Below are 22,584 nucleotides of genomic sequence, written 5' to 3'. Positions count from 1 at the left end.
GATCGCTTTGTCCGGATTTCGGGCTCAAGCCCTGCTCTGATGTTGTCAAAACGAGACCCTTTAGGTGTGGTTTACAAGCCTGTCCTACTTAATAGTTGGCTCCATTGAGCTCGGGTCAATGGGTCAAGCGCTGTGGGGAGCGCCGACTCACGAGCACACTCGGGGCACTTGACGAACGCTGTCAGGGGTGTCAGCGCGCGTGGAACCGTGCCCCTCTTGTAGTGACAAAAGTGGACTCATGAGGAGGAACCCATGCGTGGTGCCAAGAGCGCCAAGTGGGTCGCGGGAGCGATCGTTGTCGCCCTGGCGGCCACTGCCTGTGGTGGCGGCAGCGGTGATGAGGGCAAGAAGAACCCGGCGGGCAAGCCGGCCGGTTACGTCTCGATCGACGTGGGCGAGCCGCAGAAGCCGCTGATCCCCGCCGACACGAACGAGACCAACGGCTCGTACGTGATCCAGTCGCTCTTCACCCAGCTCCTGGACTTCGACGCCAAGGGCGAGATCGTCTACACCAACGCCGAGTCGGTGGAGACGACGGACTCGAAGACCTGGACCGTCAAGCTCAAGCAGGGCTGGAAGTTCCACAACGGTGAGGCCGTCACCGCGCAGTCGTACGTCGACGCGTGGAACTGGTACGCCAACATCAAGAACAACCAGCAGAACAGCTTCTGGTTCGGCGACATCGCCGGCTACGACGACGTCCACCCCGAGAAGGGTGAGCCGAAGGCCGACAAGATGTCCGGTCTGAAGGTCGTGGACGACACCACCTTCACGATCGAGCTGAAGGACAAGGTCCCCTACTTCAACTACAAGCTCGGCTACGCGACGTTCGCGCCGCTGCCGAAGGTCTTCTACGACGACCCGAAGGCGTTCGGCCAGAAGCCGATCGGCAACGGTCCGTACAAGTTCGAGAAGTGGACCCACAAGAAGCTCATCCAGGTCGCGGCCAACCCTGACTACCTGGGCCCGAACAAGGCTGCCAACAAGGGCATCCAGTTCAAGAACTACGCGACCCTCGAGGCCGCGTACCAGGACGTCGTCTCCGGCAACCTGGACATCATCCGCCAGGTCGGCCCGACGGACCTGCCGAAGTACAAGCAGGACCTGGGCGAGGGCGCCATCGAGCAGCCCTACGCGGCCATCCAGTCGCTGGTCCCGGCGTTCTACAGCAAGACGTTCAAGGACATCGACCCGAAGGTCATCCAGGGTCTGTCCATGGCGATCGACCGTGAGACGATCACCAAGACCGTCCTGAACAACACCCGTACCCCCGCGACGAGCTTCACGCCGCCGCAGGTCAAGGGCAACCAGGACCTGGGTACGGACGTCTTCACGTACAACCCGGCCAAGGCCAAGCAGCTCATCACCGAGGGCGGCGGCGTCCCGGAGAACAAGCTGTTCATCCAGTACAACAGCGACGGTGGCCACAAGGAGTGGGTGACCGCGGTCTGCGAGTCCATCCGCAAGGCGACCGGTGTCGACTGCGTCGGCGACGCCAAGCCGGACTTCCCCACGGACCTCGAGGCCCGTGACAACAACCAGGTGAAGTCGATGTACCGCGGTGGCTGGGTGGCCGACTACCCCGTCAACGTGAACTTCATCAAGGAGCTGTACCACACCAGCGCCGAGTCCAACAACGGTCGTTTCTCCAACAAGGAGATCGACAAGATGATGGCCGACGCAGACAAGGCGAGCTCCCTGGAAGAGGCCGTCAAGGGCTACCAGGCGGTGGAGAAGAAGCTCCTCGAGGAGATGCCGGCCATCCCGCTGTGGTACTACCGCATCAACGGTGGCCACGGCAAGGGCGTCGACAACGTCGCGGTCGACTTCCACGGTGACCTGGAGCTCACCGGAGTCACCGTCAAGTAAGCGCCTGCGGGCCTCATCCCCACTCGGCCGTCACCCGCCGCCGTCGGACATCCGGCGGCGGCGGTGGTCCGGGGGCTGTCCGCACAGGACAGCCCCCGGACCCAGTTAACCCCTCACGGAGGCACCCATGGGGCGCTACGTCGCACGACGACTGCTCCAGATGATCCCGGTGTTCATCGGGTCAACCTTTTTGATCTTCGCCATGATGTTCGCGCTGCCCGGCGACCCCGTCAGAGCGCTCATGGGGGACCAGGCTTTCGACCCCGCCGTGGTCGAGGCCATTCGCCATGACCGCGGTCTCGACCTGCCACTGTGGCAGCAGTACCTGAAGTACCTCTTCGAGCTGGTTCAGGGCAACTTCGGCACGGAGATCGCGAGCCAGCGTCCCATCGCCGACATCATCGGGCAGGCGTTCCCGGTCACCATCCGGCTCACCCTGTTCGCGTTCACCTTCACGGTGGTCGTCGGTATCGCCCTCGGCATCATCGCGGGTCTGCGTCCCGAGTCGGTGCGGGACCGGGGCCTGCTGGCCCTCACCCTCGTTCTGATCTCGATGCCCTCCTTCGTGCTGGGCTACCTGATGCAGTACCTGTTCGCCTTCAAGTGGGGGATCACCACCCCGACCGTGCAGGACTCCGAGAGTTTCGGAGACCTCCTCCTGCCGGCGATCGTTCTCGGCTCACTCTCACTCGCGTACGTGGCGAGGCTGACCCGTACCTCGATGGCGGAGAACCTGCGTGCCGACTACATGCGCACGGCCGTCGCCAAGGGCCTGCCGCGTCGTCGGATCATCGGTGTCCACCTGATGCGCAACTCGCTCGTCCCGGTGGTCACCTTCCTCGGCACCGACATCGGCAACCTGATGACCGGTGCCATCGTCACCGAGGGCATCTTCAACGTGCAGGGCGTCGGTGACGCGATCTACGAGGCACTGTTCCGCCGCGAGGGGGCGACCGTCGTCGGTATCGCCTCGCTGATCGTCCTCGTCTACCTGCTCGCCAGCCTGCTCGTCGACCTGCTTTACGCGGTCCTGGACCCGAGGATCCGGTATGCCTGAGAAGACCGCAGCCCCCGCGGAGTCCACCGGGACCGACAAGGTCACCAGCACCGCTGCCGCTCCCGACACGGCGCTCGTCACCAGCGCGCCCAAGCCGGACAAGGCGCGCAGCCTGTGGTCCGACGCGTGGCACGACCTGCGCCGCAACCCGCTCTTCCTGATCTCGGCGGCGCTCATCCTGCTGCTCATCGTGATCTCGGCGTTCCCGAGCCTGTTCACCAGTGCCTCGCCGCGTGACGCCGACCTGGCGAACCACTACCTCGGCCAGCCGAACTGGAGCCACTTCTTCCAGCCCGACTGGTTCGGTTACGACGGTCAGGGCCGCTCCATCTACGCCCGTGTCGTCTACGGCGCCCGCGCCTCGATCATTGTCGGTGTCGGTGTCACCACCCTGGTGACGCTCCTCGGCACGCTCGTCGGCATGATCGCCGGCTACTTCGGCGGCTGGGTCGACACCCTCCTGTCGCGCCTCACCGACATCTTCATGGGCATCCCGTTCCTGCTGGGTGCGCTCGTCGTGCTCACCAGCTTCGAGAAGCGCGCCATCTGGGTCGTGATCCTCGCCCTGGTGTTCCTGGGATGGACGCAGATCGCCCGTGTCGCCCGCGGCTCGGTCATCACCATCAAGCAGGCGGACTACGTGGTGGCGGCCAAGGCGCTCGGCGCCTCGACCACCCGTATCCTCACCCGGCACGTCCTGCCCAACGCGCTCGCGCCGATCATCGTCGTCGCGACCATCGCGCTCGGTGGCTACATCGCCGCAGAGGCGACGCTGTCCTTCCTCGGTGTCGGCCTCGCCGAACCGACGGTGTCCTGGGGCGTCGACGTCTCCAGCGGACGTGAGCAGCTGCGCAACGCACCCCACGTGCTGATCATTCCGTCGGTGATGGTCTCGATCACGGTGCTCTCGTTCCTGATGTTCGGCGATGCGGTCCGCAACGCCCTCGACCCCAAGCTGCGCTGAGGAGGGCGTACGACGTGACCATCATCGATAAGACAGCAAGCGTCCCGGCGCCCCGCGAGGGCGGCGAGTACTCAGGTCCACTGCTCGAAGTGCGCGACCTGCACGTCGAGTTCCACACCCGCGACGGTGTGGCCAAGGCCGTCAACGGCGTGAACTACAGCGTCGACTCCGGCGAGACCCTGGCCGTCCTCGGCGAGTCCGGCTCCGGCAAGTCGGTCACCGCCCAGGCCATCATGGGCATCCTCGACATGCCGCCCGGCAAGATCCCGCAGGGACAGATCCTGTTCCGCGGCGAGGACATGCTCACCATGAGCAACGAGGAGCGGCGCAAGGTCCGCGGCCGGAAGATCGCGATGATTTTCCAGGACGCGCTCTCCTCGCTGAACCCGGTGCTCTCCGTGGGCTACCAGCTCGGCGAGATGTTCCGTGTGCATCAGGGCCTGTCCAAGAAGGACGCCAAGGCCAAGGCCGTCGAGCTGATGGACAAGGTCAAGATCCCGGCCGCCAAGGCCCGTGTCGGCGACTACCCGCACCAGTTCTCCGGCGGTATGCGCCAGCGCATCATGATCGCCATGGCCCTGGCCCTCGAGCCGGACCTGATCATCGCCGACGAGCCGACCACCGCGCTCGACGTGACGGTCCAGGCCCAGGTCATGGACCTGCTCGCGGAGCTGCAGCGCGAGTACAACATGGGTCTGATCCTGATCACCCACGACCTCGGCGTCGTCGCCGACGTCGCGGACAAGATCGCCGTGATGTACGCGGGCCGGATCGTCGAGACCGCGCCCGTGCACGAGCTGTACAAGCGGCCCGCCCACCCGTACACCAGGGGTCTGCTCGACTCGATCCCGCGCCTGGACCAGAAGGGCCAGGAGCTGTACGCCATCAAGGGCCTGCCGCCCAACCTGCTGAAGATCCCGAGTGGTTGCGCCTTCAACCCGCGCTGCCCCAAGGCGGACGACATCTGCCGTACGGAGATCCCGGCACTGGCCCCGGTGACCGAGCAGGACGGCAGCGAGCTGCCCGGCCGCGGCAGCGCGTGCCACTTCTGGAAGGAGACGATCCATGGCTGAGCTCAAGAAGACGAACGAGGCCGTGGACGCGACCCCCAACGTCACCGAGGTGGACGCGGTCGACGCCGCCACCGAGGAGGCCGCGGTCGCGGCGCTCGACGCGCCCGTCCACCGCGGTGAGCCGATCCTGCAGGTGCGCAACCTGGTCAAGCACTTCCCGCTGACCCAGGGCATCCTCTTCAAGCGCCAGGTCGGCGCGGTCAAGGCCGTGGACGGGGTCTCCTTCGACCTCTACCAGGGCGAGACGCTCGGCATCGTCGGCGAGTCCGGCTGTGGCAAGTCCACCGTCGCCAAGCTGCTGATGACGCTCGAGAAGGCGACCGCCGGCGAGGTCTTCTACAAGGGCCAGGACATCACCAAGTTGTCGGGGCGTGCCCTCAAGGCCGTCCGCCGCAACATCCAGATGGTGTTCCAGGACCCGTACACCTCGCTCAACCCGCGTATGACGGTCGGCGACATCATCGGTGAGCCCTTCGACATCCACCCCGAGGTGGCCCCCAAGGGCGACCGGCGCCGCAAGGTGCAGGAGCTGCTGGACGTCGTCGGTCTCAACCCGGAGTACATCCACCGCTACCCGCACCAGTTCTCGGGCGGTCAGCGTCAGCGCATCGGCATCGCCCGCGGTCTGGCGCTCAACCCCGAGATCATCATCTGCGACGAGCCGGTCTCGGCGCTGGACGTGTCGGTGCAGGCGCAGGTCGTCAACCTGATGGAGAAGCTGCAGGACGAGTTCAACCTCTCCTACGTCTTCATCGCCCACGACCTGTCGATCGTCCGGCACATCTCGGACCGGGTCGGCGTGATGTACCTCGGCAAGATGGCCGAGATCGGCACGGACGTGCAGATCTACGACCACCCGACGCACCCCTACACGCAGGCTCTGCTGTCCGCGGTCCCGGTCCCGGACCCGGAGGCGCGTGAGGGCCGCGAGCGGATCATCCTCACCGGGGACGTACCGTCGCCGGCCAACCCGCCGTCGGGCTGCCGCTTCCGCACCCGCTGCTGGAAGGCCGAGGAGAAGTGCGCGACCGAGGTTCCGCTGCTCGCGGTTCCCGAGCGCTTCAAGGGTGAGGACACCCCGGCGGCGCACGAGTCGGCGTGCCACTTCGCCGAGGAGAAGGACGTCGTCCACGCGGCGTAGTCCCCGTGCGTCACACACAGGGCGCCTGTCCCCGTCGGGGGCGGGCGCCCTGTGTCGTGGAAATGCGTTGCGCCGGGCGGCGCACGCACCGAAGGTGTCCGAATGGATTACGGACTGACCGACCGGGCCGGACGCCGCATCGCACTGTGCGCCGTCGGTGACGACAACTGGCGGGCCGTCGCGGACATCGCGCCCCGGGACGAGCAGCGCGGTTTCGTGGCGGCGCTCGCCGCCCGCTATCTGCTGCTGTCGATGCGGGAAGGCGTGTGGACCTCGCTCGGCGTACTGGCGGACGACACCGTCGTCGGCCATGTCATGTGGGCGTACGACGAGCAGGACGGAACCCACTGGATCGGCGGCGTGATCGTCGACGCCGACGAGCAGGGCAGGGGTGTGGGCCGGCAGGCCCTCACCACTCTGCTCCGACTGCTGTCCGAGCGACCGGACTGCCGGGAGATCCGTCTCTCCCACCACCCGCGGAACACCGGCGCGGCCAAGCTCTACGCCGCTCTCGGGTTCGAGCCGACGGGGGACCTCGAGGACGACGAGATCGTGGTCGGACTCACGGTCGGCCGGGCACCGGCGGCCTGAGGGGCGAAAATCCGTTGCGGTGGCGGGCCCGGGACGCGAACAGTGGTCGAATGCCACTCACCGTCCGGCCCGCGAAGCTCGCGGACGCACCCGCCGTATGCGCTCTGCTGAATGCCGTGGACATCGCGGAGATCGGCCACGCCGACACCGAGCTCCACACCGTCGAGACCGACCTGGCCCATCCGGAGATCGACCTCGCCCGGGACTCCTGGCTGGTGCACGACGACGGCGAGCTCGTGGCGTACGGGATCCTGTGGAGCGATTCCGGCAAGGGAGACATCGGCGTCGACCACTATGTCCTGCCGGACCGGCCCGACGCCGCCCTGCTGGTCCTGGGCCGGATCGAGGAGCGGGCCGCCGGCAAGGCGGCGGAGGGAGGCGCGGACCGGGCCGTGCTGCACCTGAACCTCACCGTCCGGCCCACCCTCGACACCGCGCTGCTCGACGGCAGGGGCTGGCGCACCGTCCGCCGCCACCACGTCATGACCCGCCCGCTGTCGCGGACGGCCGACCGGGTGCCCGCACCGCCCGCCGGCGTGACGCTGCGCGACTGCGTCGAAGAGGCCGACCACCGCATCGCCCACGCCCTGATGGAGGAGACGTTCGCCGGGCACTTCGACCACCACCCGCGGACCTACGAACAGTGGCTGGCCGACACCGGCCCCCGCGACCGGTCGCTCATGTGGATCGCCCACATGGACGGCGAGGGCGACGTGGCCGTCCTGCTGACCAGGGACGACAAGGAGACCATGGGCTGGGTCGGGAACCTCGGCGTCCGGCGGTCGGTGCGCGGCCGCGGTCTCGGCGGCCATCTGCTGCGCCATGCCTTCGGCACGTACGCGGCCCGTGGCCGGGACACCATCGGGCTGGCGGTGGACACCCGCAACGAGAGCCAGGCCCTGGCGCTCTACGAGGCGCACGGGATGAGCCCGCGCTACGCGATCGACACCTGGGAGCTCGTCCTGCCGGCGCACACCCCCGCCGACCGGGTGTCCTGAAAATGCGTTAGATCCTTTATGGAGTGATATTGGGCCCAAGTCGACTTGGGAACCAGGAGGCACTCCATGCGCAGAGCCCCCCACGCGAAGTGGTCCGCATGCGCGGTCGCCGTCGTCCTCGCGGCGGCGGCCTGCGGCGGCGGAGGCGACGACGGCGGCGGCGGTGGCGCCGACGGGATCGTGGGTTCCTCCTGGGGCGACCCGCAGAATCCGCTGGAGCCCGCCAACACCAACGAGGTGCAGGGCGGCAAGGTCCTCGACATGGTCTTCCGCGGGCTCAAGCGGTACGACCCCAAGACGGGCGAGGCCCAGAACATGGTGGCCGAGAAGATCGAGACCAAGGACTCCGTCAACTTCACCGTCACCATCAAGCCGGGCTGGAAGTTCAGCAACGGTGAGGCCGTCACCGCCAAGTCGTTCGTCGACGCCTGGAACTACGGCGCCCACCTGAAGAACAATCAGCGCAACGCCTACTTCTTCGGCTACATCGAGGGGTACGAGCAGGTCCACCCGGAGAAGGGACAACCGAGCGCGCAGACCCTGTCGGGCCTGAAGGTGGTCGACGACAGGACGTTCACCGTCAAGCTCTCCCAGAAGTTCTCCACCTGGCCCGACACCCTCGGCTACGCGGCGTTCGCCCCGCTGCCGCGCGCGTTCTTCGACGACCACGACGCCTGGCTCGCCAAGCCCGTCGGCAACGGCCCGTACACCGTCGAGTCGTACGCCAAGGGCTCCCAGATGTCACTGCGCCGCTGGGACGACTACCCGGGGCCCGACAAGGCCCAGAACGGCGGCATCGACCTCAAGGTCTACACCGACAACAACACCGCCTACACCGACCTGATCGCCGGCAACATCGACCTCGTCGACGACGTGCCCGCCTCCCAGCTCAAGAACGTGAAGGCCGACCTCGGCGACCGGTACATCAACAGCCCCGCCGGCATCATCCAGACCCTCGCGTTCCCGTTCTACGACAAGGCCTGGAACACCCCCGACGGGGCGAAGGTCCGCACCGGTCTGTCGATGGCGATCAACCGCAAGCAGATCACCGACACCATCTTCCAGCAGACCCGCACACCGGCCAAGGACTGGACCTCCCCGGTGCTCGGCGAGGAGGGCGGCTACGACCCGAGCCTCTGCGGCAAGGCCTGCGAGTACGACCCCGCGCAGGCGAAGAAGCTGATCGCGGAGGGCGGCGGCCTGCCCGGCGGGCGCATCACGATCACGTACAACGCGGACACCGGATCCCACAAGGAGTGGGTCGACGCCGTCTGCAACTCCATCAAGAACGCCCTCGGCGACGACAAGGCATGCGTCGGCCGCCCGGTCGGCACCTTCGCCGACTTCCGCAACCAGATCACCCAGTCCAAGATGTCCGGCCCCTTCCGGGCCGGCTGGCAGATGGACTACCCGCTGATCCAGAACTTCCTCCAGCCGCTCTACTACACCAACGCCTCGTCCAACGACGGCAAGTGGAGCAACAAGGAGTTCGACGCACTCGTCGACAAGGCGAACGCGGAGACCGACCCGGCCAAGGCCGTGGAGGCCTTCAAGGCGGCGGAGAAGGTTCTGCGGGACGAGATGGCCGCCATTCCGCTCTGGTACCAGAACGGCAGCGCAGGCTACTCGGAACGCGTCTCGAACGTGAAGCTCAACCCGTTCAGCGTCCCCGTCTACAACGAGATCAAGGTCAACTGACGGCAAAAGGCACCCGGCCCGGCGCGATCGCAGCGCCGGGCCGTCACCCTTCCCACGACCCCCGGAGCCCTTCATGGGACGTTATGTGATCCGGCGTCTGCTGCAGATGATCCCCGTCTTCTTCGGCGCCACTCTGCTGATCTTCCTCATGGTCAACGTGATGGGCGACCCCATCGCCGGCCTGTGCGGGGAGCGGCGGTGCGACCCGGCCACGGCAGCCCGGCTGCGCACGGAGTTCGGGCTCGACAAGCCCCTCTGGCAGCAGTACCTGACCTACATGGCCAACCTCTTCACCGGGGACTTCGGCACAGCCTTCAACGGACAGAAGGTCACCGAACTCATGGGGGTGGCCTTCCCGGTCACCATCAGGCTCACCCTGGTGGCCATCCTCTTCGAGATCGTCATCGGCATCGCACTCGGCGTCGTCACGGGTCTGCGCCGCGGCCGCCCCGTCGACACCGGCGTCCTGCTGGTCACCCTCGTCGTCATCTCGGTGCCGACGTTCGTCACCGGCCTGCTGCTCCAGCTGCTGCTCGGCTACAAGTGGGACGTCGTCGACCCGTCCGTGTCCACCGACGCCAGGTTCGACGAGCTGATCGTCCCCGGTCTGGTGCTCGCCTCGGTCTCGCTCGCCTACGTCACGCGTCTGACCCGCACCTCCATCGCGGAGAACAGCCGCGCCGACTACGTCCGCACGGCGAAGGCCAAGGGCCTGCCGCGAGGCCGGGTCATCCGCAAGCATCTGCTGCGCAACTCCCTGATCCCGGTGGTCACCTTCATCGGCACGGACATCGGCGCGCTCATGGGAGGCGCGATCGTCACCGAACGGATCTTCAACATCCACGGTGTCGGCTACCAGCTCTACCAGGGCATCGTGCGCCAGAACACGCAGACGGTCGTCGGCTTCGTCAGCGTCCTCGTCATCGTGTTCCTCGTGGCCAACCTGCTGGTGGACCTCCTGTACGCAGTCCTGGACCCGAGGATCCGCTATGCCTGAGCCGCGGCAGAACCCGCACTTCGACGATCCGGCGCACTCGGCCGTCGCCGCCACCGGTGCAGGCGGCGCGACCAACCTCGCCATGAGCGAGGGCGAGACCCTCGAACGTGGTCCATCAGCCGCCTCCGGCGGCCCCGAGGGCACCGGCCCCGCCGGCAAGCCGCGCAGCCTCTGGTCGGACGCCTGGCGCGACCTGCGGCGCAATCCGGTCTTCGTCGTCTCGGCCCTGGTCATCCTCTTCCTGATCGTCATCTCCCTCTGGCCGTCGCTGATCGCCTCCGGCAACCCGCAGTCGTGCGACCTCGCCAACGCGCAGGAGGGCTCCCAGCCCGGCCACCCCTTCGGCTTCAACGGGCAGGGCTGCGACGTCTACACCCGTACCGTCTACGGCGCACGGGCCTCCGTCGCCGTCGGAGTCTGCGCCACGCTCGGCGTGGCACTGCTCGGTTCCGTGCTCGGCGGGCTGGCCGGCTTCTTCGGCGGAGCGTGGGACGCCGTCCTGTCCCGGCTCACCGACGTCTTCTTCGGCATCCCCGTCATCCTCGGCGGGCTTGTCCTGCTGTCCGTGATCACCAGCAGCACCGTCTGGCCGGTCGTCGGCTTCATGGTGCTGCTGGGCTGGCCGCAGATCTCCCGTATCGCCCGCGGCTCCGTCATCACCGCCAAGCAGAACGACTACGTGCAGGCCGCCCGCGCCCTCGGCGCATCCAGCTCCCGGATGCTGCTGCGGCACATCGCACCCAACGCGATCGCCCCGGTGATCGTCGTGGCGACCATCGCGCTGGGCACCTACATCTCGCTGGAGGCGACGCTCTCCTTCCTGGGCGTCGGCCTCAAACCGCCGACCGTCTCCTGGGGCATCGACATCTCGTCGGCGTCCCCGTACGTCCGCAACGCCCCGCACATGCTGCTGTGGCCCGCCGGGGCACTGGCGGTCACGGTGCTCGCGTTCATCATGCTCGGCGACGCGGTGCGCGACGCCCTCGACCCCAAGCTGCGCTGACCCGACGCTGAGGAGCCGCCATGCCCGCCACCAGCCACGAGGCCGTGATGCCCGCGGAGCCGGACACGCCGGGCCGCCTGCTCGACGTACGCGGCCTGCATGTGGAGTTCCGCACCCGCGACGGTGTCGCCAAGGCGGTCAACGGCGTCGACTACACGGTCGACGCGGGCGAGACGCTCGCGGTGCTGGGCGAGTCGGGATCCGGCAAGTCGGTCACCGCGCAGGCGGTCATGGGCATTCTGGACATGCCGCCCGGCCGGATCACCGGCGGTGAGATCCTCTTCAAGGGCCAGGACCTGCTGAAGACGCGGGAGGACGAGCGGCGGAGGATCAGGGGCGCCGGAATGGCCATGATCTTCCAGGACGCCCTCTCGTCGCTGAACCCGGTGCTGAGCGTGGGCGACCAGCTCGGCGAAATGTTCACCGTCCACCGGGGGATGTCGCGCAAGGACGCGAAGGCCAGGGCGGTCGAGCTGATGGACCGGGTGCGCATCCCCGCCGCCAGGGAGCGCGTGGGCCAGTACCCGCACCAGTTCTCCGGCGGTATGCGCCAGCGCATCATGATCGCCATGGCTCTCTCGCTGGAGCCGGACCTGATCATCGCCGACGAGCCGACGACCGCGCTCGACGTGACCGTGCAGGCGCAGGTCATGGACCTGCTGGCCGAGCTCCAGCGCGAGCTGGACATGGGGCTGATCCTGATCACCCACGACCTCGGCGTCGTCGCCGACGTCGCGGACAAGATCGCCGTGATGTACGCCGGCCGGATCGTCGAGACCGCACCCGTCCACGACATCTACAAGGCACCCGCGCACCCGTACACCAAGGGCCTGCTGGAGTCGATCCCGCGCCTGGACCAGAAGGGGCAGGAGCTGTACGCGATCAAGGGCCTGCCGCCGAACCTGATGCACATCCCGCCCGGCTGCGCCTTCAACCCGCGCTGCCCGATGGCTCAGGACGTCTGCCGGACCGACATCCCGCCGCTGTACGAAGTGGACGAGGAGCGCCGCAGCGCCTGCCACTTCTGGGAGGCGGCACTCCATGGCTGAGGCGATCCTCGAGGTCCGCGACCTGTACAAGCACTACCCGCTCACGAGGGGCGTCCTCTTCAAGAAGCAGGTCGGCGCGGTCAGGGCCGTCGACGGCGTCGACGTCGACCTCTTCGCCGGCGAGACGCTCGGCATCGTCGGCGAGTCGGGCTGCGGCAAGTCCACACTCGCCAGGATGCTGGTCCACCTCGAGCGGCCCACGTCCGGCGCGATCCGGTACAAGGGCGAGGACATCACCAGGCTGTCGGGGCGTGCGCTGAAATCCGTCCGGCGCAACATCCAGATGGTGTTCCAGGACCCGTACACGTCCCTCAACCCGCGTATGACGGTCGGCGACATCATCGGCGAGCCGTACGAGATCCATCCGGAGGTGGCGCCCAAGGGGTCGCGCCGGCAGAGGGTGCAGGAGCTGCTGGACGTCGTCGGGCTCAATCCCGAGTACATCAACCGCTATCCGCACCAGTTCTCCGGCGGCCAGCGCCAACGCATCGGCATCGCACGGGGACTCGCCCTCCGGCCCGAGATCATCGTGGCCGACGAACCGGTGTCCGCCCTGGACGTGTCGGTACAGGCACAGGTCATCAACCTGCTGGACAGGCTGCGCCGCGAGTTCTCGCTCAGCTACGTGTTCATCGCCCACGACCTGTCGATCGTCCGGCACATCTCCGACCGGGTCGGCGTCATGTACCTCGGGCGGATCGTGGAGACCGGGAAGGACGCCGAGATCTACGACCACCCCACCCACCCCTACACGCAGGCGCTCCTGTCCGCCGTCCCCGTGCCCGACCCCGCGGCGCGTGAGCACAGGGAGAGGATCATCCTCACGGGGGACGTGCCGTCGCCGACGAACATCCCCTCCGGCTGCCGGTTCCGCACCCGCTGCTGGATGGCGCAGGAACGCTGTGCGCTGGAGGTTCCGCTGCTGGCCGTGCCGCCGCATCTGCGGGGCGCCGAAGGACCTGTGCAACACCCGTCGGCCTGCCACTTCGCGGAGGAGAGGCATGTGGTGCCGAGCGGACCGGCCTCCGGCGGCGGCAGCACCAAGGCGTTGTGAGCCGCGGTCAGTTCCGTTGACACGTACGCAACTCGGGCGTCGCCGCTCCGATATGCGGACGCCGCACTCTGGGGAACGTACGGCCGTGCGGGTGCCGTAGACCGGCCGGGACCGCGGAGAGCGGGCCCGGCCGGTCCTCCCGTACCGCCGCGCATGTTGTCCGGAACTGTCCGATCGCCGCCTTGTTCGAGCAGGGCCCGCCACTGCACGATCGTCGATGTGAGTCTTACGCGGGGGGCCAGGATCACAGGAGCGGCGCTGTGCGGTGTGCTGGCGCTGATCACCGGGGCGTGGATCGTCCGGGACATCTCGGCGGCCGACGGGCTGGCCGGCTTCTGGCGGCACTGGGCGTCGGGATCGCGCCAGGGATTCACCATGCCGACGCAGGTCACCTCACCTTTCGACGGAGCGCTGTTCGCGGTGTACGCGGGCACGGCGGTCGCCGTGCTGCGCTCGTCGGTCCCGGCCTCCGCGCTGCTGGCGGCGGCGGTGTTCACGCTCGCCGTCCGGCTGCCCAGCCTGTGGGTCCTCACCGGTTCCTGGGCGTACCTCCAGCCCACCGACTCGATGCGCACGCGAGCTCTGCTGAGCACGTTCGCCGTGCTCGGTCTGGCCGTCGGACTCGGGATCACCGCCGTGGCGGGCAGGCGCCCGCCGGAGGCGACCGGTCAGCCCCGCGGGCCGCGGGCCGCCCCGCGCAGCCCGGTGCCCACCAGGCCGACCGTACTCGTCGCCTGGCTGGCCGGGCCGCTCCTGCTGCTGGACGCGGCCGTCACCGCCGTGTGGCAGATCCACTTCGCCTACCAGGTCGGGCCGGAGCTCTACCTCGAGAGCGTGACGGGCGGCGAGCGGATCGCGCAGCGGCTCCTCGCGCCGCCGCCGGGCTGGCTGGCGGCCACTGTCGTGGTCCTCGGGACGGCGGCCGGTGTCGGCCTGCTCGCCAGGGCGGTGTTCTCGCGTCCGCTGGGCGCCGTGCTGGCGGTGAACGTCCTCGCGTCCGGGGCCGTGGGGCTCGACTTCGCCGTCCGGACGCGCGTCCTGGAGAACTTCACAGAGGTACCGCTGGAATACCGGTTCGTCGTCGCGACCTCGTTCCTCGAGCTGATCGCCGGACCGGTACTGATCGTGCTTCTGACGCGGCGCGGCGAGAGCAGGCCGGGGGACGACCCCTGGCCGGACGGGAACCGGCCACCTCCGGGTCACGGCTCTCCGCAGCCCGCGTACGGCTACGGCTACCCGCCTGCCCGCCCCGGCTACGGCTACCCACCGCCGGGGCCGAGGCAGCCGGGCACACCGCCGGGCCCACCGCCGGCCGGTGGCTTCGGCCCGCCGCCACCGTCGTCACCGCCGCCCAACTGGTGACAGTCCCGAGTCGTCGGCCTGGTCGTCACCCAGGACCGAGTCAACTCCTCAGCCGAGGCAGAGGGAGCGTCTGAGGAAGCCGACCTGGAGCAGCAGCAGGTTCTCCGCGATCTGTTCCTGCGGCGTCATGTGGGTCACGCCGGTGAGCGGCAGCACCTCGTGCGGACGGCCCGCGGCGAGCAGCGCGGAGGACAGCCGCAGGGTGTGGGCCATCACCACGTTGTCGTCCGCGAGACCGTGGACGATCATCAGCGGCCGTGCCGGTCCCTCCACGGCCGTCAACCCGGCCTCGCCGACCAGCGAGTTCGCCGCGTAGGCCTCGGGGCGCGTACCCGGATCGCCCAGATAGCGCTCCGTGTAGTGGGTGTCGTAGAGGCTCCAGTCGGTCACCGGGGCGCCCGCCACCGCGGCGTGGAAGACGTCCGGACGGCGCAGCACCGCCATGGCCGCCAGATAACCCCCGTACGACCAGCCGCGGATGGCCACCCGCCCCAGATCGAGCGGGAGGGATCCGGCCAACGAGTGAAGCGCCTCGATCTGGTCGTCCAGCGTCGGAGTGAAGTCGCCCGCGATCGCCTTCTCCCAGCCGGGGGAGCGACCGGGTGTGCCCCGCCCGTCCGCGACGACCACGGCGAACCCCTGGTCGGCGAACCACTGCGAGGTCAGGTACGGATTGTGCGCGGCGAACACCCGTTGACCGTGCGGCCCTCCGTAGGGGTCCATCAGCACCGGCAGCGGGCCGTCCGACTCGCGGTGGTCCGACGGCATGAGCACCGCGCACGGAATGCGCCGCCCGCCCGCCTCCCGCAACGCCGGCCGGGCGCGCAGCACCGGCTGCTCGGCGTGCGACGCGACCACCGCGATCTGCTTGCCGTCCCTGAGCACCCGCACCGAGGTACCGCTCACGTCCGTACGTGCCGAGGCCAGGACGGTCACCCCGCCCGTCCGGACCGCCGAATGCACGCCGGGACCCTCGGAGACGCGCTCGACGCCCAGTTCGTTCACCCGGTACACGTGGATCTCACCGGTCTCCGGCTCGGCGGCCTCCTCGCCTGCCGCCGCCGAGACCAGCACATCGCTCTCGCCGATGTCCAGGACCGCGCGCAACTGCAACTGGGCGCCGGTCAGTACCCGGTCGCCGACCGCGAGCACCCGCGCCCCGCCCTCGTCCGCGATCCGGACCAGCCGGCCACCGCCGAAGCCCTGCGCGTGCGACGACTCCGGGGCCCAGGCAGGGACGCCCGGGAACAGTTCCAGCCATGCCGCGTCCTCGTCGACGTGCACGGTCCGGGTCGTACCCGAATCCGGATCCGCGGCGAGGTGGAGCTGCGTCCGCTGGTCCCGCGACTGCACGAGCAGCAACGGGGCTCCCGCGGCCGACCAGTGGACGCGTGCCAGGTACGGATAGCGCTTCCGGTCCCAGCTCACCTCGGTGCGGCGGCCGTCCAGGGTGACGAAGAACAGACTCACATCGGCGTTGGGCGTGCCCGCCGCCGGGTACGCGACCTGCGAGGGCTCACGGTCCGGATGCGCCGGGTCCGGGATCCACCACCGGCGCACCTCCCGCTCGTCGGCACGGGCGACGAGCAGCCGGTCCGAGTCCGGTGCCCACCAGAACCCCCGCGAGCGGCCCATCTCCTCGGCGGCGATGAACTCGGCGACACCGTAGGCGGTGTGCTCGTCCTCCGGCTCGGCCAGCGCACGGTCCCCCTCGCCCTCCGCGCCCGTCACCCGCAGCGCGCCGCCCGCGACGTAGGCGACGAGCCGGCCGTCGGGGGACGGCCGGGGGTCCAGTACCGGCCCCGGCGTGGGGAGTTCGCGTGCGGTGCCGGCCCGCAGCTCGGCGGTGAACAGCCGTCCGGACAGCGTGAAGGCGGCCAACTCGACCGCCCGGTCGACGGCGTAACCGACGATTCCGGCCGATCCCTCCCTGCTGCGCTCGCGCCGGGCCCGCTCCTCGGCGGACAGCCGTTCCGCCGAGCCGCCCAGCAACTCCCGCGGATCGGCGGCCGGCCGCTCCAGCGGTCCGCCCTGCCCCTCGAGGTCGAGGACCCACAGCAGTCCCGACCGGTCGGTGCCGGAGGCGGAACGCAGGAAGACCACGCGCGAACCGTCCGGCGACACGGTGAAGGCGCGGGGGGCGCCCAGCGTGAAGCGCTGGGTCCGCGCGGACTGACGCGGGAAGGAGAGCGGCGGCGTCGACGTCATGGGTCCGAACCTTAGGGGGTGTGCGCCCCCATGTGCTGCCGTGCACCGACCGATGCCCACGCACGGAAAGTTATGATCCGTAGCGCAAGGTGGGTATGAACCTCCTGGCACATGCAACTGGCCCGTCCCGACCGAATATCTGTGGAGGTGAACCGCCGTGGCACTCTCGATTTCGGCGGTGGTGCTGCTGGCGATCGTCGTCTTCCTGCTGATCCGGAAAGCCGGGCTGAAGGGCGGACATGCGGCGGTCTGTATGTTGCTCGGGTTCTACCTCGCCAGTTCCTCGATCGCGCCGACCATCAGCGAGCTGACGACGAACGTCGCCGGGATGATCGGGGGCATCAAGTTCTGACCGGACACCGTCCCGCCGCCCGCCCCTGCCCGTTCTAGGGTGTGCTGTATGAAGGATCTTCCCGCCCGTCGTCTGCTCCTGGTGCATGCCCATCCGGACGACGAGTCGATCAACAACGGCGCCACGATGGCCCTGTACGCGGCCGCCGGCGCCCAGGTCACCCTGGTGACCTGCACCCTCGGCGAGGAGGGGGAGGTCATTCCGGATGATCTCGCCCATCTCGCGCCGGACCGGGAGGACCGGCTGGGTCCCCACCGTGTCGGGGAACTGGCCGCCGCGATGAAGGAGCTGGGCGTCACCGACCACCGCTTCCTCGGTGGTCAGGGCCGCTACCGGGACTCCGGGATGATGGGGCTCGAACAGAACCACCGGGAGGGTGCGTTCTGGAGCGCGGACGTCGACGAGGCGGCCGCTCACCTGGTCGAGATCATCCGTTCGGTGCGTCCGCAGGTGATGGTGACCTACGACCCCGAGGGCGGATACGGCCACCCGGACCACATCCAGACGCACCGCGTGGCCATGCGTGCCGCCGAGCTGGCCGCCGAGCCCGCCTTCCGGCGGGACCTCGGGGTGCCGCACGAGATCGCGAAGATCTACTGGAACCGTGTTCCGCGGTCCGTGGCGGAGGAGGGCTTCGCCCGGCTGCGTGCCACGGGCGCGGACTTTCCCGGTGTCGCCGACATCGGTGACATCCCCGGCGTGGTGGACGACTCCGACATCACCGCCGAGATCGATGGCAGCGCGTACGCGGAGCACAAGGCGGCCGCCATGCGGGCGCACGCCACGCAAATCGCCGTGGACGGGCCTTTCTTCGCCCTCTCCAACGATCTGGGACAACCCCTGTTCACCACCGAGTACTACCAGTTGGTCGCGGGCAGGTCCGGGGCCGGGTCCGGCGAGCGGGAGTACGACCTTTTCGCGGGAGTTTCGCGATGAGCGGCGGCGGCAGGGACGGCGGCGGGAAGGGCGGCGCCGAACCGGGCGCGACGGACTCCTGGCTCACCCGGTCTCCGAAGCCCCCGAGGCCCGGCCGGATCGCCGCGTACCTCGCTCTGGCGGTTCTCGGAGCGGTCGTCGGCGCGGCGGGCTCGCTCGTCCAAGCGGCCTGGTTCCCGGGCGGGTTGGCGCTGGCGCTGCTTGCCTCCGCCGGCCTGTTCCTCGGCTCGCTGCGGGCGACGTCCACTCAGCTCGGAGTGGCCTCGTCCGCGGTGGGCTGGCTCATGGCGATCGTCCTTCTGAGCACCGGACGTCCCGAGGGCGACGCCATGTTCGGGGCGGGGATCGGACCGCTCGTCTTCATGCTCGGTGGCATGGCGATCGCTGTGATGTGTGCCACCATGTCGCGGTTGCCGCAACCCGGCGGCGAGCCGGGCCGACTTGGCGGATAGACACCGACAGGACCCCAGCAAGCAGCCGGTGGGACCGGCCCCCTATGGTGGGTCGCCCCACGGAGTGGGAAGCCGTCGAACTGACCATGCCCGTACGGTCGGCCGAACGCCGCTTCCCGCAGTCCCGGGGTGTCCGTCGGCGGTGGCCAGTATGGTGGTGCGCGCCGCCGAGCCGCCCGCAGCAGTAGCTATCCAGTAAGAACGGGCGGCGAAGCCAACCGGGAGAACCTGCTTTGAGTCGTGAAACTGACAGTTCGTCCTCCGGCCCCCAGGGGCGCGGTGGAGCCGCGTATCCCTCCGGGACACCGCCGTACGGATCGCGCCAGTATCCGTCGCTGCACCCGCAGGACGCTCCGGACGATGCCGCGGGAGCGGCCCCCGAGCAGCAGCCGGAAGAGAAGAAGACCGAGACGACGCTGACGACGCGCATCCGGATCAACATCCCGGGTTCGCGGCCGATTCCGCCGGTCGTGATGCGTACGCCGATGAGCGACGTCGACAGCCGACCGGATTCCGGCTCCGGCTCGAGCGGCCCCGGCACCTCCGGAGCGCCCGGCGGCGCAGCAGCCGCGGAGCGGGATGGCGAGCGTACGGGCAGCACGCCGCGCCCCGGAGCGCCGCAGGAGACGGGGTCGGCCCCGCAGGGCGACGACAAGCCCCCCGCCAGCGACTGGTTCGCGCCGCGGAAGCCGTCCGCGGGCCCGCCGCCCGCCGGGTCGACCCCCGCACACGGCACGGGTGCGCCCACCGGCACCGGCCCGGCTCAGGGAGGTCCCGGCCCCACGGCCCCGAACCCGAGCGGTCTGGCGGCCCTCGCGGAGCAGGCCGCCCCGTCCCGCCCCGCGGGCCCACGCCCCGGAGCTCCCGGCAACGGTCCCGGTCAGGGCAGCGGCCCGGGTCAGGGCAACGGTCCGGGTCAGGGCAGCGGCCCGGGTCAGGGCAACGGGTTCGCCCCGGGGCGCAACACGCCCCCGCAGGGCTTCCGTCCCCCCGGCGCACCGGACCGCAACGCCGGCCCTGCCGGCCCGACGGCCGGCCCGGCCACCGGCAGCATGCCGCTCGGGCCGCGCCCCGGCGCTCCGGCACCGGGCACGGGCGCGCCCGGACCCTGGATGTCCGACGACACGGCCGTGCTCACCCCGCAGAAGCCCGCACCCGACGGCGGCGCCGGTCGGGGCCATGTCTCCGGTGACACGCTGACCAGCGGCATCCCGGTGGTTCCCGGCGCGCACCGCTCGCCGTTCCCGCCGCTCGGCGGACCGGACACCGGTCCCGGCACCGGACCGAATCCGATCCTGACCCAGCCCGGGCCGCCGGTGCGGACGCCGATCCACGAAGGCGACTTCTCCGTACCGGAATTCCCGGCCGGCCCCGGCGGCGCCGGAGGCCCCGTCACGCCGGACGCCGAGTCCAGGCCCGCGCCCCGCCCCGCACCGGCGCCCGCACCTGCCAGGAAGGGCCGCTCCAAGTTGGTGCTGGCCGGCGTCGGCGTGGTCGGTCTGCTCGGCATCGCGTACGGAGCCGGACTGCTGCTCAACCACTCCGACGTGCCCAAGAGCACCACGGTCCTCGGCGTCGACATCGGCGGCGGCACGAAGGAGGCGGCCGTCAACAAGCTCGAGGCCGCGTTCGGCGAGCGCGCCAAGGCGCCGCTGCAGCTCTCCGTGGGCGGCAAGAAGACCGAGCTCGCCCCGGACAAGGCCGGACTGTCCCTGGACAGCCAGGCCACCGTCAGAGGCGCGGCGGGCAGCGACTACAACCCGGTCTCCGTCATCGGCTCCCTGTTCGGCGGTGAGCGCGTCGCCCAGCCGGTGATCCTCGTCGACGAGGAGAAGCTGAGCGTCGCCCTCGCGGACCTGGCGGGCACCGCCGGGTCCTCCAACGACGGGACGATCCGGTTCGAGCCGGGCAAGGCCGTCGCGGTGCCCGGCAAGCCGGGCCAGTCGCTGGACGTCGGCCGATCGATGATCTCGGTCAAGGACGCGTACCGCGCCCAGGTGCAGACCGGTAAGCCGGACGTGGTGGAACTGCCGGTGGCCACTCGCCAGCCGACCATCACACAGGCCGAGCTCGACCGGGCGATGAAGGAGTTCGCGGAGCCCGCGATGTCCGGCCTGGTCACGATCAAGGCGGGCGGCAAGTCGATCCAGTTCGGACCGACCAAGTCACTGCCGAAGATCCTCTCGATGAAGGCGATCGACGGCAGGCTGGTCGAGGTCTACGACAAGCAGGCCATCGAGACCCTGCTCGAGGGCGTCTTCGACGGTGTCATGATCACCAAGGGCGACGGCAAGAAGCACGAGGTCTCCGCGGACGACGTGGCCCAGGCGATGGGCCCGGCCCTGCGCGGCAAGACCCCCGCGGAACGCACGGCGGTCATCGAACTCGACCCGAGCTGAGCGGCCTCCACGGAACTCTGCTGTCGACGGAGCCCCTCGCCCGAAAACGGGTGGAGGGGCTCCGTCGCGGAGCGCACGCCTGCGAGATCGGCGGCCGCTGGCCGGCACGAGAGACCCGGCGGCACCGGGCCGCGTTACTCGCGCTGCGTATCGGGTTAGTTACTCAATTTCAACTTACTGTGATCGATCTGAGTAAGTTGAAGGCGAGTCCCGAGCATGGTGAACGGACACCGTTCGACTTTGAGACCTGGCTGCGCGCGCGAACGGGCGACATGCGGCCCTGGCCCTGGTGCAGGGCGTCACGCCCCTCCCCGGAGCGCGGAACGGGCCGCGGCCACGCCCAGTACGACAGTGAGCGCGGCCCCTGGTGCGACGTTTGCCGCGCTCGTCCCCGCCCGCTCCCGGCGGCAGTCCCGGCACAGCTCCTCGTCTCCGACGGGCTCGAACAGCAGCGGCTGGGTGTGCCCGTCTCCCGCGCACTCGCGCATACGGGAGACGCGGGGCGGCTCGGGCGGGGCAGGCGGCGGGGGCGCGTCACGCAGAAGGTGGCGCAGCAGGCCGCCGGGGCGGTGGATCGGCTGGGCGGGGCCGGGCAGACCGTGCCGGACGGCCTCCCGTACGCCGTCGGCCGTGTGGCCGAGCCGCAGCCACTGTGCGGCGAGAGCGGCGAGCTCGGGAAGCATGCCGCGTGGGACGTGGAGCCGGGGGTCCAGCGCCCGCAAGGCACCCACCAGCCGGCGGGCCGCGGCCGTGGACGGGTCCGGTTCGGGCGCCGTCGCCGCGGGAGGGTTGGAGGTCTTCTCTTCTCGTTCTTCGTCTGGATGACGACCGACGGACCGGGGAGCCGGTTCACCGACGGCCGGATTCGCGGGGGTCGGTGCCGGGTTCCGGAGTGAGGTGACCTCGTCGGCGGTCAGGGGCACGTTCGAGACGAGTTGCCGGGTGCGCCAGAGACCGCCGCGCCCCTGCTCCTTCCATTCGTGGAAGAAGCCCTCCTGCTTGAGCTGCTTCTTCGCCCGCTGGAAGGCCACCGGCTTGATCCCGGCGCGGGCGGCGGTGGCCGACAGGGACTCGTGCCGGTCGGCGGGGAGGGAGAGCTGCCAGCTCAGGAGCCGTACGGCGTCGGAGCCGAGGCGGGGGTGGCGCAGGATGTCGTTCGGGATCTGCGAGAAGAAACGCGCAGGCGGGATAGCATGACGAAGCATTTCCGGTGCTCCCTATAAGCACTTGGGATGTAGGCCCTCGGCGCCGGCTGCAACCGGTGACGGGGGCCGTCTTGCGCTCACCGTACATCAAGTTCTGCATACGCACGGTCACTTCATGTGATTGCAGCGGGGGCAGCGGCAGGGCGGCCACCGCATCCCCGAATCGACCGGCACGA

19 protein-coding genes are annotated in these 22,584 nt (G+C 69.6%); 17 read left to right on the top strand and 2 right to left on the bottom strand.

Annotated features, from left to right (window positions below):
• Positions 1-252 precede the first annotated feature (252 nt).
• The 13 genes from ACFYV1_RS12080 (at position 253) to ACFYV1_RS12020 (ending at position 14,856) form a co-directional block, all read left to right on the top strand.
• Complete coding sequence (locus ACFYV1_RS12080) at positions 253-1,869, top strand: ABC transporter substrate-binding protein (protein ID WP_389395359.1); 1,617 nt, start codon at positions 253-255, stop codon at positions 1,867-1,869.
• A 127-nt stretch (positions 1,870-1,996) separates the two neighbouring features.
• The gene (locus tag ACFYV1_RS12075) at positions 1,997-2,926 is read left to right on the top strand and encodes an ABC transporter permease (RefSeq protein ID WP_389395358.1); all 930 of its coding nucleotides are present in this window, start codon (positions 1,997-1,999) and stop codon (positions 2,924-2,926) included.
• Complete coding sequence (locus tag ACFYV1_RS12070; RefSeq protein ID WP_389395357.1) at positions 2,919-3,890, top strand: ABC transporter permease; 972 nt, start codon at positions 2,919-2,921, stop codon at positions 3,888-3,890. Before ACFYV1_RS12075 ends, ACFYV1_RS12070 begins: the two co-directional genes overlap by 8 nt.
• A gap of 14 nt (positions 3,891-3,904) precedes the next feature.
• Complete coding sequence (locus tag ACFYV1_RS12065; protein ID WP_389395356.1) at positions 3,905-4,963, top strand: ABC transporter ATP-binding protein; 1,059 nt, start codon at positions 3,905-3,907, stop codon at positions 4,961-4,963.
• On the top strand, positions 4,956-6,104 hold the full coding sequence (locus tag ACFYV1_RS12060) for an ABC transporter ATP-binding protein (protein WP_389395355.1): 1,149 nt from the start codon (positions 4,956-4,958) through the stop codon (positions 6,102-6,104). Before ACFYV1_RS12065 ends, ACFYV1_RS12060 begins: the two co-directional genes overlap by 8 nt.
• Positions 6,105-6,206: 102 nt before the next feature.
• Positions 6,207-6,695: a GNAT family N-acetyltransferase gene (locus tag ACFYV1_RS12055; RefSeq protein ID WP_389395354.1), complete on the top strand. Its 489-nt coding sequence runs from the start codon at positions 6,207-6,209 to the stop codon at positions 6,693-6,695.
• Between the two features lie 50 nt (positions 6,696-6,745).
• Entirely contained in the window at positions 6,746-7,693 is a 948-nt protein-coding gene (locus tag ACFYV1_RS12050) for a GNAT family N-acetyltransferase (RefSeq protein WP_389395353.1), read from the top strand.
• Positions 7,694-7,759: 66 nt separating this feature from the next.
• Entirely contained in the window at positions 7,760-9,391 is a 1,632-nt protein-coding gene (locus ACFYV1_RS12045) for an ABC transporter substrate-binding protein (RefSeq protein WP_389395352.1), read from the top strand.
• A gap of 73 nt (positions 9,392-9,464) precedes the next feature.
• Complete coding sequence (locus ACFYV1_RS12040; RefSeq protein WP_389395351.1) at positions 9,465-10,388, top strand: ABC transporter permease; 924 nt, start codon at positions 9,465-9,467, stop codon at positions 10,386-10,388.
• Positions 10,381-11,391 carry an ABC transporter permease gene (locus ACFYV1_RS12035; RefSeq protein WP_389395350.1) on the top strand — a complete coding sequence of 337 codons (1,011 nt, stop codon included), beginning with the start codon at positions 10,381-10,383 and terminating at the stop codon, positions 11,389-11,391. Before ACFYV1_RS12040 ends, ACFYV1_RS12035 begins: the two co-directional genes overlap by 8 nt.
• Positions 11,392-11,411: 20 nt before the next feature.
• Positions 11,412-12,440 carry an ABC transporter ATP-binding protein gene (locus ACFYV1_RS12030; protein WP_389395349.1) on the top strand — a complete coding sequence of 343 codons (1,029 nt, stop codon included), beginning with the start codon at positions 11,412-11,414 and terminating at the stop codon, positions 12,438-12,440.
• Positions 12,433-13,494 carry an ABC transporter ATP-binding protein gene (locus ACFYV1_RS12025; protein ID WP_389395348.1) on the top strand — a complete coding sequence of 354 codons (1,062 nt, stop codon included), beginning with the start codon at positions 12,433-12,435 and terminating at the stop codon, positions 13,492-13,494. The genes ACFYV1_RS12030 and ACFYV1_RS12025 overlap by 8 nt, the downstream gene beginning before the upstream one ends.
• 219 nt (positions 13,495-13,713) lie before the next feature.
• Entirely contained in the window at positions 13,714-14,856 is a 1,143-nt protein-coding gene (locus ACFYV1_RS12020; RefSeq protein ID WP_389395347.1) for a hypothetical protein, read from the top strand.
• 48 nt (positions 14,857-14,904) lie between these two features.
• Here ACFYV1_RS12020 and ACFYV1_RS12015 read toward each other — a convergent pair whose 3' ends face one another.
• The gene (locus ACFYV1_RS12015; RefSeq protein WP_389395346.1) at positions 14,905-17,064 is read right to left on the bottom strand and encodes a prolyl oligopeptidase family serine peptidase; all 2,160 of its coding nucleotides are present in this window, start codon (positions 17,062-17,064) and stop codon (positions 14,905-14,907) included.
• 157 nt (positions 17,065-17,221) lie between these two features.
• On the opposite strand from ACFYV1_RS12015, the gene ACFYV1_RS12010 reads away from it, so the two are divergent.
• From ACFYV1_RS12010 to ACFYV1_RS11995, 4 genes are all read left to right on the top strand, one after another.
• A complete protein-coding gene (locus tag ACFYV1_RS12010; RefSeq protein ID WP_389395345.1) occupies positions 17,222-17,416 on the top strand; it encodes a hypothetical protein in 195 nt (64 codons plus the stop codon).
• 48 nt (positions 17,417-17,464) lie between these two features.
• Positions 17,465-18,352 carry an N-acetyl-1-D-myo-inositol-2-amino-2-deoxy-alpha-D-glucopyranoside deacetylase gene (mshB, locus tag ACFYV1_RS12005; protein ID WP_389395344.1) on the top strand — a complete coding sequence of 296 codons (888 nt, stop codon included), beginning with the start codon at positions 17,465-17,467 and terminating at the stop codon, positions 18,350-18,352.
• Positions 18,349-18,804, top strand: a complete 456-nt coding sequence (locus ACFYV1_RS12000) for a DUF6113 family protein (RefSeq protein ID WP_389395343.1) — start codon at positions 18,349-18,351, stop codon at positions 18,802-18,804. Before mshB ends, ACFYV1_RS12000 begins: the two co-directional genes overlap by 4 nt.
• Positions 18,805-19,037: 233 nt before the next feature.
• Positions 19,038-21,203, top strand: a complete 2,166-nt coding sequence (locus ACFYV1_RS11995) for a hypothetical protein (protein ID WP_389395342.1) — start codon at positions 19,038-19,040, stop codon at positions 21,201-21,203.
• A 299-nt stretch (positions 21,204-21,502) separates the two neighbouring features.
• On the opposite strand, the gene ACFYV1_RS11990 is transcribed toward ACFYV1_RS11995, so the two are convergent.
• Entirely contained in the window at positions 21,503-22,408 is a 906-nt protein-coding gene (locus ACFYV1_RS11990) for a hypothetical protein (RefSeq protein ID WP_389395341.1), read from the bottom strand.
• Positions 22,409-22,584 lie beyond the last annotated feature (176 nt).

Source organism: Streptomyces sp. NPDC003023, from assembly GCF_042888225.1.
Taxonomy (GTDB): Bacteria; Actinomycetota; Actinomycetes; order Streptomycetales; family Streptomycetaceae; genus Streptomyces.
The sequence above is the reverse complement of the archived record's forward strand: the minus strand, read 5'-3'. Positions and strand labels throughout refer to the sequence as shown.

Bases quoted from the DNA above. Each gene is read 5' to 3' on its own strand.
- ACFYV1_RS12060 (WP_389395355.1), top strand. From the start codon at position 4,956: ATGGCTGAGCTCAAGAAGACGAACGAGGCCGTGGACGCGACCCCCAAC.
- ACFYV1_RS12025 (WP_389395348.1), top strand. From the start codon at position 12,433: ATGGCTGAGGCGATCCTCGAGGTCCGCGACCTGTACAAGCACTACCCG.
- ACFYV1_RS12050 (WP_389395353.1), top strand. From the start codon at position 6,746: ATGCCACTCACCGTCCGGCCCGCGAAGCTCGCGGACGCACCCGCCGTA.
- ACFYV1_RS12080 (WP_389395359.1), top strand. From the start codon at position 253: ATGCGTGGTGCCAAGAGCGCCAAGTGGGTCGCGGGAGCGATCGTTGTC.
- ACFYV1_RS12045 (WP_389395352.1), top strand. From the start codon at position 7,760: ATGCGCAGAGCCCCCCACGCGAAGTGGTCCGCATGCGCGGTCGCCGTC.
- ACFYV1_RS12055 (WP_389395354.1), top strand. From the start codon at position 6,207: ATGGATTACGGACTGACCGACCGGGCCGGACGCCGCATCGCACTGTGC.
- ACFYV1_RS11990 (WP_389395341.1), bottom strand. From the start codon at position 22,408: ATGCTTCGTCATGCTATCCCGCCTGCGCGTTTCTTCTCGCAGATCCCG.
- ACFYV1_RS12035 (WP_389395350.1), top strand. From the start codon at position 10,381: ATGCCTGAGCCGCGGCAGAACCCGCACTTCGACGATCCGGCGCACTCG.
- ACFYV1_RS12075 (WP_389395358.1), top strand. From the start codon at position 1,997: ATGGGGCGCTACGTCGCACGACGACTGCTCCAGATGATCCCGGTGTTC.
- ACFYV1_RS12030 (WP_389395349.1), top strand. From the start codon at position 11,412: ATGCCCGCCACCAGCCACGAGGCCGTGATGCCCGCGGAGCCGGACACG.
- ACFYV1_RS12040 (WP_389395351.1), top strand. From the start codon at position 9,465: ATGGGACGTTATGTGATCCGGCGTCTGCTGCAGATGATCCCCGTCTTC.
- ACFYV1_RS12015 (WP_389395346.1), bottom strand. From the start codon at position 17,064: ATGACGTCGACGCCGCCGCTCTCCTTCCCGCGTCAGTCCGCGCGGACC.
- mshB (WP_389395344.1), top strand. From the start codon at position 17,465: ATGAAGGATCTTCCCGCCCGTCGTCTGCTCCTGGTGCATGCCCATCCG.
- ACFYV1_RS12000 (WP_389395343.1), top strand. From the start codon at position 18,349: ATGAGCGGCGGCGGCAGGGACGGCGGCGGGAAGGGCGGCGCCGAACCG.
- ACFYV1_RS12070 (WP_389395357.1), top strand. From the start codon at position 2,919: ATGCCTGAGAAGACCGCAGCCCCCGCGGAGTCCACCGGGACCGACAAG.